Source organism: Fulvivirga ligni, from assembly GCF_021389935.1.
Lineage (GTDB): Bacteria > Bacteroidota > Bacteroidia > Cytophagales > Cyclobacteriaceae > Fulvivirga > Fulvivirga ligni.
The window spans coordinates 2,436,839-2,450,267 of sequence record NZ_CP089979.1; the positions used below are offsets into that span (position 1 = coordinate 2,436,839).

10 protein-coding genes are annotated in these 13,429 nt (G+C 41.1%); 7 read left to right on the top strand and 3 right to left on the bottom strand.

What is annotated here, in order from left to right:
- Positions 1-95: 95 nt before the first annotated feature.
- From galB to LVD16_RS10815, 6 genes are all read left to right on the top strand, one after another.
- The gene (galB, locus tag LVD16_RS10790) at positions 96-2,516 is read left to right on the top strand and encodes a beta-galactosidase GalB (protein ID WP_233773954.1); all 2,421 of its coding nucleotides are present in this window, start codon (positions 96-98) and stop codon (positions 2,514-2,516) included.
- A 14-nt stretch (positions 2,517-2,530) separates the two neighbouring features.
- Positions 2,531-4,969, top strand: a complete 2,439-nt coding sequence (locus LVD16_RS10795) for a glycosyl hydrolase family 95 catalytic domain-containing protein (RefSeq protein ID WP_233773955.1) — start codon at positions 2,531-2,533, stop codon at positions 4,967-4,969.
- Between the two features lie 180 nt (positions 4,970-5,149).
- Positions 5,150-6,358 carry a glycoside hydrolase family 27 protein gene (locus tag LVD16_RS10800; RefSeq protein WP_233773956.1) on the top strand — a complete coding sequence of 403 codons (1,209 nt, stop codon included), beginning with the start codon at positions 5,150-5,152 and terminating at the stop codon, positions 6,356-6,358.
- Positions 6,359-6,407: 49 nt separating this feature from the next.
- Positions 6,408-7,898, top strand: coding sequence for a MocR-like pyridoxine biosynthesis transcription factor PdxR (gene pdxR / locus LVD16_RS10805; RefSeq protein ID WP_233773957.1), 1,491 nt, complete (start codon positions 6,408-6,410; stop codon positions 7,896-7,898).
- 79 nt (positions 7,899-7,977) lie between these two features.
- A complete protein-coding gene (locus LVD16_RS10810; protein ID WP_233773958.1) occupies positions 7,978-8,619 on the top strand; it encodes an FMN-dependent NADH-azoreductase in 642 nt (213 codons plus the stop codon).
- Positions 8,620-8,971: 352 nt separating this feature from the next.
- Positions 8,972-9,937, top strand: a complete 966-nt coding sequence (locus tag LVD16_RS10815; RefSeq protein WP_233773959.1) for a M28 family metallopeptidase — start codon at positions 8,972-8,974, stop codon at positions 9,935-9,937.
- Here the strand turns inward: LVD16_RS10815 and LVD16_RS10820 are convergent.
- The 3 genes from LVD16_RS10820 to LVD16_RS10830 all read right to left on the bottom strand — a co-directional run bounded on the left by LVD16_RS10820 (position 9,934) and on the right by LVD16_RS10830 (position 11,605).
- Entirely contained in the window at positions 9,934-10,419 is a 486-nt protein-coding gene (locus LVD16_RS10820) for a nucleoside 2-deoxyribosyltransferase (protein ID WP_233773960.1), read from the bottom strand. The two genes, LVD16_RS10815 and LVD16_RS10820, sit on opposite strands and share 4 nt — an antisense overlap.
- A 177-nt stretch (positions 10,420-10,596) precedes the next feature.
- Positions 10,597-11,160 carry a PIN domain-containing protein gene (locus LVD16_RS10825; RefSeq protein ID WP_233773961.1) on the bottom strand — a complete coding sequence of 188 codons (564 nt, stop codon included), beginning with the start codon at positions 11,158-11,160 and terminating at the stop codon, positions 10,597-10,599.
- A complete protein-coding gene (locus LVD16_RS10830) occupies positions 11,150-11,605 on the bottom strand; it encodes a helix-turn-helix domain-containing protein (protein WP_233773962.1) in 456 nt (151 codons plus the stop codon). Before LVD16_RS10830 ends, LVD16_RS10825 begins: the two co-directional genes overlap by 11 nt.
- Before the next feature lie 325 nt (positions 11,606-11,930).
- Here LVD16_RS10830 and LVD16_RS10835 point away from each other — a divergent pair, with 325 nt between their 5' ends.
- The gene (locus LVD16_RS10835; protein WP_233773963.1) at positions 11,931-13,424 is read left to right on the top strand and encodes a nitrilase-related carbon-nitrogen hydrolase; all 1,494 of its coding nucleotides are present in this window, start codon (positions 11,931-11,933) and stop codon (positions 13,422-13,424) included.
- The last annotated feature ends 5 nt before the right edge of the window (positions 13,425-13,429 follow it).

Below are 13,429 nucleotides of genomic sequence, written 5' to 3' on the forward strand. Positions count from 1 at the left end.
GTTTTAGTTTTAATCATGTAAGGTTGCAATGCTCGTCCTTCGGGGCGGGCATTCATCATTATTTTAGATACTGTCTCACTTTTAAATCAATACCATTGCAAACCCTTTTTAATCGCTTAGGTTTCATTCTCATTTTTATTATAGCAATCAGTTGCGGTCAGGAAAAAGCATCTCAAAGAACTGTTTCAGACTTCAATCAGGGCTGGCTTTTTTCTTTGACAGATAGCACCGTGGAGGCCAGTGATCCCAGTTTTAATGATTCCAGCTGGAGAGCGCTGGATTTACCTCATGATTGGAGTATAGAAGGAGCTTTCAACAAAGACAATCCTGCCGGAGTGGGTGGCGGAGCGCTTCCGGGAGGCATAGGCTGGTATAGAAAAGCTTTTAAACTGCAAAAAGCAGATTCCAGCCAGCTGGTGTTCATTGATTTTGATGGAATATACTGCAATAGTGAAGTATGGATAAATGGCAGCTATCTGGGGAAACGTCCCAATGGCTATATCTCGTTTAGATATGAACTTACTCCTTATCTCAATTATGGAGATATTGAAAATGTAATTTCTGTTAAAGTGAATAATGATCAACAGCCAAATTCCAGATGGTACTCAGGCTCTGGTATTTACAGAAATGTATGGCTGGTGAAAACCAATAAAATTTATGTAGATCAATGGGGTAGCCAGGTCACTACACCTACGGTTACGGAAGACTCAGCGCTTGTTCACTTGAAGATCAACTTACAAAACCGACTGGATGCTAGCGAGGTAAGTGTAAGTCATAAAATAGTAGGGCAGGATGGTTCAGAAGTAGCGATTATTCAAAATGAAAAGGTACAATTAAAGGAGGGAAAGAACGAATTAGAAGCCCAAATAAATGTTGATAAGCCTCGACTATGGTCAGTGGAAGATCCATTCATGTATAAAGTAATCACTTCTATTGAGCAAAACGACAAAATTATTGATACCTACAGCACTTCATTAGGTATTAGATATTATGAGTTCAATGCTGAAACAGGTTTTTCACTTAATGGGAAGCATTTGAAAATCAGAGGAGTATGTAATCATCATGACTTGGGAGCTTTGGGAGCTGCCATTAACACCAGAGCCTTGGAACGGCAATTAGAAATTATGAAAGGAATGGGTGTAAATGGTATTAGAACCGCCCATAATCCGCCCGCTCCCGAACTGTTGCAACTTTGCGATAGCATGGGTTTTATAGTAATGGATGAAGCCTTTGATATGTGGGCAAAGAAGAAAGTAGAGTTTGATTACAGTCAGGAATGGGATCTCTGGCACAAACGAGACCTAGAAGACCTGATCAAACGAGATAGAAATCACCCCAGTATTTTTATTTGGAGCATTGGAAATGAAATTTTAGAACAATGGGACAGCACTGGTACCACCATTGCCGGAGAGCTGGCTTCCATTGTTAAGTCGTTAGACGACAGACCTATCACGTCAGCCTTGAACGATCCGCAGCCCAGTAATAAAATATATCAGTCTAAAGCCTTGGACCTGGTAGGTTTCAACTACCATCACCAGGATTATGAGGCTTTCCCTTCTAATTTTCCAGGCGAGAAGTTTATAGCCACGGAAACTACTTCTGCATTGGCCACCCGAGGACATTATGATATGCCCTCAGATAGTATCAGAAGGTGGCCCATTCGCTGGGATTTAGAGTTTACTGAAGGGAACGCTGATAATACAGTATCAGCCTACGATAACGTAAGTGCACCGTGGGGATCTACCCATGAGGAAACGCTCAAGATCATAGAAAAGCATGATTACCTCTCGGGGATGTACATCTGGACTGGTTTCGACTATATTGGAGAACCTACACCTTATACCTGGCCATCACGAAGCTCGTATTTTGGGGTGGTAGACCTGGCTGGATTCCCAAAGGATACCTATTATCTTTACAAAAGCGTTTGGACTCAAGATACTGTATTGCACGTGTTTCCTCACTGGAACTGGACAGAAGGTAAAACGGTAGACGTGTGGGCCTATTATAACCAGGCTGATGAAGCTGAGCTATTCCTGAATGGCGAGAGCAAAGGAATCATGCGTAAGCAGGGCGATGATATGCATGTGATGTGGAGGCTAAATTATGAGCCTGGAACTGTGAAAATGATCACACGTAAAAACGGGCAGCAAATAAGTGCCAAAGAAATAAAAACTGCAGGCCAAGCAGCAATCATTAAATTGCAGGCCGACAGATCAGAAATAATGGCAGATAACAAAGACCTTTCGTTTGTGACTGTTTCCATTCACGATGCTGATGGCAACTTGGTGCCTAATGCCTCGGATCTTATTCAGTTTAAGCTGGAAGGTGAAGGGCAAATTGTTGGAGTTGATAATGGCGATCCTACCAGTATGGAATCATTTAAGGCAGAAGAAAGAAAAGCATTCAATGGATTGGCTTTGGTTATCATTAAATCGACATCAAAGACAGGAGAATTGAAACTCACAGCCACTGCAAAGGGGCTGGAAAGCACCACTATTAATTTGCAGTCAAAATAAAGCGTTTGATGGTTATGAAAAAGGATAAGGTTTTGGTGGATAGGAGATTAAGTTGCTGGTTAGGACTGATTTTATGGCTGTTCGTCAATGCAAACCTCTATGCCCAGTCAGATTTATTTACTGCGCCTGAACGCGGCTTCACCAGCTGGCTTCCCGCGCCAAACTGGGAACATGGCTTGCTCAGTGGCAATGGCACCATGGGCGCTGTGGTATTTGGTCACCCACATGAAGAAACGATCATTGTAAGCCACGGTCAGCTTTTTTTGCCTCAAGATCGCTCTGATTCAATCATTAATCAGGCGGCAAGGTTAGATGAAATCCGTCAGCTTATAAAGGAAGGTAAATATGAGGCTGCTGCCAAAATTCCTGTAGAGTTGAGAGAAAAAGAAGGCTACAGTGATCAACGCGATCCTTTTATTCCGGCTTTCGATATAAAAATAGAACAGGAGGCCGCTAATATTAAGCGCTATCAAAGGTCTACTAATTTTGAGACTGGCGAGGCAAAAGTGACCTGGGAAGATGATCTGGGCACTTTCCAGCGTAAGCTGTTCGTATCTCGGACTGACAGCGTCATGGTGTTATCTATCAAATCAGAGGCACCTATTAACTGCACTATAAATTTTGAGCAGAGACCTGTAGAATGGAATCAATGGTCTTTTGTTGGTGAGCATGTGGATGAAATGAAATCATCAGCTAGCGAAAACTGGCTTTCTTACCATAGCACTTTCAAGAAAAAATACCCGGGAAGCATAACCGGTTATGAAGGACTAGGCAAACTGATTCTGAAAGATGGAAACAGTAGAGTCGAGGGCAATAAATTGAAAATAGAGGCGGCCCATGAACTGTTACTTCTGGTTAAGGTCGGTCTGAATTATGATGGAAACTCATCCGCTTCACGAATTAAGAGTGAACTCAATAAAGTCTCAGGTAACTATGAGAACCTATTAAAGTCTCATCAGGATATGCAAGGTGAAATGTTCAGCAGAGTGATGTTAAACCTGCATAGCAATTCGAAATATAAGGAACTGAATACTGAAGAACTCATTTTGAAAGCCAAACAAGAAGGTGTTTCAAAGGCTTTAATTGAAAAAGTATTTGATGCTGGCCGCTATAATATCTTGAGCAGTACTGGCGCCAACCCTCCTAATCTTCAAGGTCTTTGGTCGGGCACCTGGACAGCACCGTGGGCTGCGGATTATACCCATGATGGCAATTTGCCATCAGCCATGGCCTCCGTTATGTCTGGTAACATGCCTGAGCTTATGGGCACCTATGTCAAATATATGGAGCGGTATCTTTCTGATTTTGAGGTAAATGCAGATAGATTATATGGAGCAAGGGGCATCCATTTGCCCGTACACACCACCACCTCAGGTTTCCCCACAGACTTTAATGAAACTTGGTGCCTTACTTTATGGACAGGTGGTGCAGGTTGGGTTGCAGATATCATGTATAACTATTATCTGTATACCGGAGATAAGCAATACTTAAAGGATCATGCTTATCCTTGGTTGAAGAAAACGGCCTGGTTCTATGAAGATTTCCTGCAGGAGGATAATAATGGCCAATTGATATTTAATCCATCATATTCCCCTGAAAACAACCCTGCCAACAGCAAGTCGCAAGCCGTTCTAAATGCTACCATGGATGTGATGATCGCCAAGCAAGTACTTAAGCGGGCTATAGAGGCTGGTAAGCTCCTCGGCGAGACTAAAAGTCAACTGAAAATATGGGAGGACATGCTTACCAAATTACCTGATTATAAGGTGAATAACGATGGCGTGCTTAGTGAATGGCTATGGCCAGGCATGGAAGATAACTACCGACACAGGCATGTGTCACAGCTCTATTCGCTCTATAATTACATGGACCCTGATATTTTAGAGAATGAAAAACTAAAGCAAGGAGCAAAGAAGCTCATTGATAAAAAGTTAGATTTCAGAAATGATGAAGGTGGCGGTGAAATGGCTTTTGGGCTGGTGCAGCTAGGGCTCAGCGCCGCTCACATGAGAGATTCCAAAAGAGCATATGAAGCAGTGAAATGGCTTTCAACTAAATACTGGTCTACGGGAATGGGCTCATTCCATAACGTAGGCGCACTGCTAAATACAGACATCAGCGGTGGCCTGCCGGCCGTGATTATTGAAATGCTAGTCTATTCAGAAAAAGGTAAAATTATTTTATTACCTGCATTACCAAAAGAATGGAATGAGGGCGAGTTAGAAGGAGCCTTACTCAGAGGACAGATCAAGCTGGAACAATTAAAGTGGAGTGGCAAAAATGTCTCCATCACACTGTTTTCTCATATAAAACAAAAAATTACCATTGAACTTCCCCAAAACGTTAAGAAAATCAGCTCTGGAGAAATAAAAACTAAGCAACTAACTAGTAATCAGCTAGAAGTTACACTGCCAGAAGCAAAGTCCGTGGCCTTAACCTTCGAAATAGAATAGAATGGCTATACCAACTCGCCAAGTCTGTGTCCCCACAGCCCCTCCGCGCCAAGGTCTGTGTCCCCACAGACCTCCTTCAATTAAAAAAAACACATATCACCACCTCCAATGTGCAATTAACCACCGCCTGAAAGGCACAACAAACCATAATTTGGTCACCAGATTTAAACCTTATTGAAAATGAAAAAACACTTACTCATCATATTTTCTCTCACTATCAGTATGTTCACTGCCAGCGCTCAAAAATTCGAAAACTGGGCTCAGACACCTCCCATGGGCTGGAACAGCTGGAATAAGTTTGCCTGTAATGTAAATGAAGACCTGATCAAGCAGACTGCTGATGCCATGGTGGCCAGCGGAATGAAAGATGCTGGTTATGAATACATTGTAATTGACGACTGCTGGCATGGAGAAAGAGATAGCCTCGGGTTTATTCATGCTAACCCTGAACATTTTCCTTCAGGCATGAAAGCTTTGATAGATTATGTTCACTCCAAGGGATTGAAGTTCGGTATTTATTCCGATGCTGGCTGGCAAACCTGTGGTGGTAAGCCGGGTAGCCGTGGCAGAGAATATCAGGATGCTCAAACCTATGCCAGCTGGGGTGTGGACTATCTGAAATATGACTGGTGCAATACCGAAGGCCTGGCCGCCAAGGGTGCTTACCTTACCATGAGAGATGCCCTTCATGAGGCAGGCAGACCTATAGTTTTCAGCATGTGCGAATGGGGTACCGCCAAGCCATGGGAGTGGGGCCAGGACATCGCTCATTTGTGGAGAACCACCGGTGACATTTATAACTGTTTCGATTGTGAGTATGATCATGGTGACTGGTCATCATTTGGAGTGCTGCAAATATTAGACATGCAGGATGGTTTAAGGCAGTATGCCGGTCCGGGCCACTGGAATGACCCTGATATGATGGAGGTGGGCAACGGCATGTCAGTGAATGAAGACCGGGCTCACTTCTCTATGTGGGCCATGTTGGCAGCGCCTTTGATTGCTGGGAATGACCTCATCAGCATGAGCGAGGAAACCCAAGCTATTCTCACCAATAAACAGGTCATTGCTGTAAATCAGGATCCTCTGGGTATTCAAGGGTTTAAATATCAAACTAAAGACAGTGTAGAGACATGGTTTAAGCCGCTTGAAAATGGAGAATGGGCCATATGCTTTTTGAACAGAAGTAAAACAGACCAGAACATCGAATTTGATTGGAGCAAGGAGAATGTACAAGATGAGTTAAATAAGCTCTCACCGGACTTCACCCAAAAAGTATATCAATGGTCTGATCTATGGAACACTAAATCTAAAGGAACTACTAAAAAGAAACTTAAAGCGGTTTTACCGGCTCATGATGTGCTGATGTTAAGGCTCAAGATGAATTGATTTTAATGCTTTTCTGGGCTATCATTGTGCTTCTCTTAAAGTGAAATTGATGGCCCAGATGCTGCCCTATAAAACGCTAATTATTATCGACAGAGCCTCGACAGTTCCTGTCTATATTCAAATTACCAATCAGTTTATTAGCCTTATAACCAGGGGGTTGCTCAAGTCAAATGCAGCTCTGCCAAGTTCCAGGAAGCTGTCAGAATTGCTGGACATCAACAGAAATACTGTGAAAACAGCCTATGATGAGCTCATTCTTCAGGGCTGGGTGGAATCGGTGAGCAGAAAAGGCCTTTTTGTATTGTCTAATCTTCCGGAAATTGATGCGTTGTCAATCGATAAAAAGACCAATCCTGATGAAGAGGTAGCTTTATCATTTACCTGGAATAAGCCAGGGATTACTGACTGGTATGACACCAATTTTCAGGAACGAAAGCTGACTATTGATGACGGTTTCCCGGATGTCAGGCTTACACCCATAGATTCGCTCATGCGCGAATATCGTAGTCTGGCTAATACCCATTATGGTAGGCCATTTTTGCATTATGGCAGTGCCAGAGGCTCCTTAAATCTTCGAATCGCTATCAGTGAGTATTTGTCCAGAACCAGAGGGTTGGTGGTGGACACCCAGGATTTATTGATCACCAAGGGTAGTCAGATGGCCATTTACCTTTGTGCTCAGCTATTGCTCAGCGAAGGGGATAAGATTGCGGTGGGAGAATCTAATTATATAGCTGCCAATGAAACTTTCCGCAGGCAGAAAGCAGAGCTGGTAAAAATACCTGTAGATGATCAGGGCATGGACATAGATCATCTTGAGCAAACTTTGCGGTCAGTATCAATAAAAGCGGTTTATGTAATCCCACATCATCATTGGCCCACCACCGTTACGTTGTCTATGGAAAGGCGCCTTAAACTGCTACAGCTGGCTCGGCAGCATCATTTTGCCATTATTGAAGATGATTATGACTATGATTTTCATTACCGGAATAAGCCCTACATACCCATGGCTAGCATAGATCATCATCAGAATGTATTGTATTTGGGCTCTATCTGTAAAACTTTTGCGCCAGGCATCAGGGTTGGTTATCTGGCTGGCCCATCTCACTTTATCCAGGATGCCGCTAACATCCGCAGGTTCATTGATTATCATGGTGATACGCTGCTGGAAGAAGCATTGGCGGCCATGTACAACAATGGTGAAATGGAGCGGCATTTCCGAAAATCGATAAAGAAGTACAGGAAAAGAAGAGATCATTTATGTCAGATTCTAGCCGAGAGGTTTAAAGAGTACCTAACCTTTAAAAAGCCCGATGGAGGTATGGCCATTTGGGTTGAATTCCATAAAAATGTCAATTTAAATCAGTTGATAGAGCGGTTAAGAATCCAGGGAGTGAAAATGATTACTCCTGAACTTTATAATAATGATGGGTTTGATAAGAATGGTTTGCGCTTAGGGTTTGCTTCTTTAGATATTGATGAAATGGATCGGGTGATGGCCCAAATGGAGGAGGCGGTAAAAGGTAGTTTGCTGGGCTAGCTCTGATTTAAAATCTGGGGCAGCAGCGTTACTGGCAGGGCTCTTAGCTTTGAGTATTATCATAAATATTGAAAGCATAATGAGCAAATTATTAATAATTAATGCTAGTGCCAGAGAGAGCACATCTTATAGTAGAAAGTTGGCCGAGGCCTTGGAGGTAGAATGGAAATTGATTGATAATCAGGTAGATGTGACTCACCGGGATCTCACCAAAAATCCTGTGCCACACATAGATGAATCATGGATTGTAGGTGCTTTTAAACCTGCAGAGGCCAGAACAGAAATTGATTTTAAAGCTTTAGCTGTAAGTGATGAATTAGTTTCTGAACTGAAAGCTAATGATGCTATTGTTATTGCTACTCCTATGTATAACTGGTCTGTTCCAAGTGTGCTAAAGGCCTATATTGACCAGACTATCCGTGTAAATGAAACCGTAAAAATTGATCCCACTACACCAGAGAATCCTTACAAAGGTTTATTGACCAATAAAAAGGCCTTTTTATTATTAGTAAGAGGTGTTTCCGGCTATGAAAAAGGGCAGCTTCACGAACACTGGAATTTCCAGACTGATTACCTTAGAACAGTCCTTAATATTATGGGCATTACTGACATTGAAGTAGTGATCATGAATAATGCAGCGGCCGGAGAGCAACTGGCTACCGAAGAATTTAACAGGTGTCTGGTGGAGATGAAAAAGATGATTGCTGCCCCAGTGAACTAAGCTTTTACAGCTGATTATAGGATGCTCGTTTTATAAGTGTTATGGCGAGTGTTTGGTGGTGAGTCAATTAATAAATGCAGTAAAGCGCTTGCTGTGAGATAACTTATAAAATATCTCAATTTTTTTCGCTTACTAATTGGCTCTAAACTCTATTCATAAGTAAGATCTCCTTCTTATAGCAGTTAATGAATTCTTTATCCCTACATCATGCCGCTATATTGGGAGATCTTATTTCTTATAATGGTATTTCACCAATAATTCCTTCTATACTTTTCAGTCTTATATCGTAAATTACAATTTTATTCTATAAGTAGAAGAGAATTTCTGTAACTAATCAAAATTTAACATTAGAATGCATTTAAGAAGGTCATTATTCATGCTGGTATTGCTAGTGGGTTGTAAATCAGTGTCTACTACATCCTCAACAGCGGTAAAAGAGAACAAGGAGGGAAAGGAGAAGTCAGAGGTAAGTGAAACCGAAAGAATACTGACAGACCTGGCTTCTGATAATTTTGGAGGTAGAAAGCCTGGAACCGCAGGCTACGAAGCTACCATGACATATGTAGAAAGCTTTTTTAAGAAGAACAAAATAAAGCCATTCTTTGAAACTTACAGGGACACACTTATGGTAAAAGACGTACCTTCTGCAAATATTGTGGGGCTTATTGGTGATCATGATCTATCTAAAAAACATGTGGTGATAGGAGCTCATTTAGATCATTTAGGACCATCAAAAAATGCAGCAGATTCAATTTTTAATGGTGCTAATGATAACGCAGCTGGCTCTACAGCAGTGTTGAAAGTGGCTAAAGCATTAAATAAAATGAAGTTTGATTATAATCTGATTTTAGTGCTGTTCACAGGTGAGGAATCCGGGCTGGTAGGATCGCGACATTTGGCTAAAAAGTTAAAAGGCATGGATTTGAACCTGGCCTACATGCTCAATTTCGAGATGATTGGAAAAATGCTCACTACCGGAGCCGATCAGGTGTACATCACAGGATACGACAAATCTGATTTGGCAGCGAAAATGAATGACATTGCTGGTCGTGATTTCGTGGTGTTTTTACCCGAAGAAGTAAGCTATGGACTATTCAGAAGGTCAGATAACTATGCTTTTTATCAGGAGTTTGGGGTGCCGAGCCACACGCTGTCCACCTTTGATTTTAAGAACTACGATCATTATCATAAAGAATCAGACGAAGTGCAGCTCATGGATATTGATAATATGAATGATGTTATCAATACCTCCATTGAGGTGATATCTCAAATGCTGATCAAGCATGTTGAGCCAGTAGAGGTGGAAAGCAAAAATTAACGAAATACAGTTTTCAATAACGGCTCCAGATCATCCAGCTGGGTGATCACCTTACCTCCATGTGACTCTATGAAATATTGCACCTGGAGGTTTACTGTGGAGCCTTCATTATCTGCTGATAATCTAAAATCTCCCCGGTAGCCTATAATCGGTTTTTCAAGTGCAGTGGCAAAACCAATCTCCGATGCCGTGCCGCTATCCACATCCACACCATCCAGAATGGCCACTATGCCATCACATTCGCGTATGGCCTGAGCATTATTGCCACCAATAATCTTATTCAGCGCTCTCCACTTATCTCGTTTCTCCGGCCCATAAGGCATCTGCGCCACCGGCTGTATCAGATCTTGAGATGTCAATTTCCATGGATCAAGCACCTCATAGCCAGCGTTTTCTATGATAGGAATAATATTTCCGTACATAAATACTCTACCAGCTTCAGAAAATCCAAACGGTGAGGCAAGATAAATTTTTGTTGGCATAGCATAAGGAGATTTTGCGAGGGCAAATTAGAAAAGGAGGGGATGAAAATGAAAGGGTTTGGGAGATTATTTGTGGGATGAGAGAGGTTTTGAGTTTTTGTAAACTTTCAGTGCAAGACATGGATTATGTGTTGAATATGCATGATTGTTTATATTCGTTTATCAGTATCAGTTCTTTCATATCAAAGAATGGAGATAATTTGCAGAATCAGTGAGCCCCCTTTTCCTAAAAACTTCTAGAACTTGATACTCATCCAAATCAGGATTTCTTCTATTTAAAACTAATCTTCTGAAGGCTACTACTGCTTGATCTGGATTTAAATCAATTGTATCTGTGATGAAGTCGTCGGCATCTTTAGCTGCTAATCCAAACTTAGACAAATAATCATTGGGAAAGTCCTTCAAATTATTCGTAACAATTATGTTAGCATTCGTTTTTATCGCTGCTGCTAAAACATGATTATCTTTCTCATCGGGTAGTTCCAGCCCACTAATAAGCGGTTCATAATTTTCAACAAGTGCGTCAGGAAATGCTAAATTTGCTCTATTTGTCCGTTTTGATATTTCTCCCTCTGGCAACCCTTTTCTTCTCATTACATCGGCCCATTCATCAAAAATGTGTTTACTCCATTTTGGTGTATACAAGTCAAATCGTGCAAACCAGAACAATAAATCACGAACATCTATTGGGTAAATGACATTTGTATCCAGCACGCAAGTAAACCGAACACTATGAATCATAAAGCCCTAATTCTTCATCTGATCGCATTATTTCCTCAATCAATTGCTCCTGATTAGCTTTCATTTTCTTTTTGTATTCGATAACATCTTCATACATCACTCTTCTATGCTTACCAACTTTGGTGAAGTTAATTTCACCACTCTCTAGCAATTTCACCAAATGAGGACGTGAGCAACCTATTAACTCTGCTGCTGCTTGTGTAGTCATTTCTGTAGCTATGGGAACAATGGAAATGGGCTTCCCTTGACTCGTAACTTTAAGAATTTGGGCAAGCAACTTTAGTGCATTAAGTGGAATCTTGATACGGTTATTTGTTTCCTCAATCTCAATCTCTGGATTCAAAGTACTTAGCTCGCTTAGTGTAGCTGCTAAAGCATTATAAGATTTCATAGCAGCTTCTTGCTCTTCTTTGCTGGGTTTCCTAATATCTTCAAATGCTTCCATAACGAGTTGTTTAAATGAATAAACGAAATAAACGAAACATAGTTCAAATTCCAATAACTTATTAAAAAGATGCTGACAAAATGCATAATCCTTATGCTAACTGAACTACTTGCAAAGGCCATTGCTATATAATGCTTTTATATATTTTTGAAAAATTAAGTTTACTAGTTGATGGTTGTTTGACACGGTGACTCGAGGACATACGTATAAACAAACCCTCAACTCCATCACAATTCAACCATCCTTTACGATGGTCCAGCATACACCGCTTTCTAAACTGACCGTTTGAATTGATCTTGCCAGCATATCAATTAAACAAAAACAGATGAAAGCTCTTAAAAAACTAACCTTTGTATTAGCATTACTAATATTACTTATATTCTCGAATGGTCAATATGCAATCTTCTTTGCCATTTGGCTGGCCGTACCTATGCTTCTTTTTGCCACCAGAAGATTAAAGAGATGGCAAGGATTTTTGTTTGCATTCTTGGCGTTAGGTGTTAGCTACTTTATAGGTTTTGATGTTGTACCATTTTTACCTTTGGTGGTATCAATCATCATCGCGGCTATTTTTAGTCTTTTTGCCTCCCTGCCTTACCTTATTGATTCTTTTTTCTCAAAAAATAGAGGTTCATTTATCAATACATTGATATTTCCTTGTGCTGCTGTTCTAATGGAATATGCTTATCACCTGATCAATCAATACGGTACCTGGGGGCATTTCGCATACACGCAACAGTTCCAGCAGCTTTTGTTGCAATCTATTTCCGTTTTTGGCATGGGTTATATCACATTTTTGATCTTTTGGTTTGCTGCAGTTGTCAACTGGGTTTATGAGCAGCATCATCATAAAAGGAACATCAAAAAAGGGGTGCTTGCCTATAGTCTTGTGCTGGGTTTAACACTAATTTTTGGTGGCTATAAAATGACATTTCAGAACACTAGCGCTCAAACTGTCCGTGTTGCATCTCTTTCTGCATCAGATGATTATGCTCTTAATTTTTATCTTGAAGGTTTGAATGACGAAGAAAAAGGACATGAGAATAAAATTGAAGCCCAAAGACAGATTACAAGAGTTAATCAGCACTTATTGGATAGAAGTGTTGCTCAGGCTAAAGCGGGTGCCAAAATAGTTTTTTGGGCAGAGGGAAACAGTGCTATCTTAAAGGAAGACGAAGAAGAGCTGTATAGAAGGGCCAGTAAAATTGCTGGTGATCAGCACATTTATTTAGGGATGGGTGTGGCAGTACTAGATCATACCAAGGCCAAATATCTTGAAAACAAATTCATTTTATTTGATACGGCCGGAAACAAGGTGATTGATTACTGGAAAGGAATATCTGTTCCTGGTGGTGAAGCTGAAGTCAGTAATAACAAGGCTACAGGAATACAAAAGATAGTAACACCTTACGGTACCATTGCAGGAGCCATCTGTTTCGACCTTGATTTTCCTGAATATCTAAGACAAGCAGGAGGAGCTGATATTCTTCTGGCTCCAAGTAATGACTGGAAAGAAATAGACCCACTTCACACAGACATGGCCAGGTTCAGAGCCATCGAGCAGGGGTTCAATTTGGTCCGTCAAACCAGTCATGGCTTGTCAGTAGGAACCGACCACACAGGTAGAGTAATTGAGGAAATGGATCATTTTGAAGATAATGATAAAACGCTTATAACTCATCTTCCAACAAAAGGAGTTTCTACTATTTATGCTGCCATCGGTGATAGTTTCATTGCTTTTTGTTTATTGATGTTTGCTGTTACGAGCATAGTACTTAAGAAGAGAAGTACGTTCAGTGGTCCAGCCTCTGCCGTGTAATTCTT

Coding starts and splice junctions, on each gene's coding strand:
- LVD16_RS10795 (WP_233773955.1), top strand. CDS start 2,531: ATGAAAAAGGATAAGGTTTTGGTGGATAGGAGATTAAGTTGCTGGTTA.
- LVD16_RS10800 (WP_233773956.1), top strand. CDS start 5,150: ATGAAAAAACACTTACTCATCATATTTTCTCTCACTATCAGTATGTTC.
- pdxR (WP_233773957.1), top strand. CDS start 6,408: ATGGCCCAGATGCTGCCCTATAAAACGCTAATTATTATCGACAGAGCC.
- LVD16_RS10810 (WP_233773958.1), top strand. CDS start 7,978: ATGAGCAAATTATTAATAATTAATGCTAGTGCCAGAGAGAGCACATCT.
- LVD16_RS10815 (WP_233773959.1), top strand. CDS start 8,972: ATGCATTTAAGAAGGTCATTATTCATGCTGGTATTGCTAGTGGGTTGT.
- LVD16_RS10820 (WP_233773960.1), bottom strand. CDS start 10,419: ATGCCAACAAAAATTTATCTTGCCTCACCGTTTGGATTTTCTGAAGCT.
- LVD16_RS10825 (WP_233773961.1), bottom strand. CDS start 11,160: ATGATTCATAGTGTTCGGTTTACTTGCGTGCTGGATACAAATGTCATT.
- LVD16_RS10830 (WP_233773962.1), bottom strand. CDS start 11,605: ATGGAAGCATTTGAAGATATTAGGAAACCCAGCAAAGAAGAGCAAGAA.
- LVD16_RS10835 (WP_233773963.1), top strand. CDS start 11,931: ATGAAAGCTCTTAAAAAACTAACCTTTGTATTAGCATTACTAATATTA.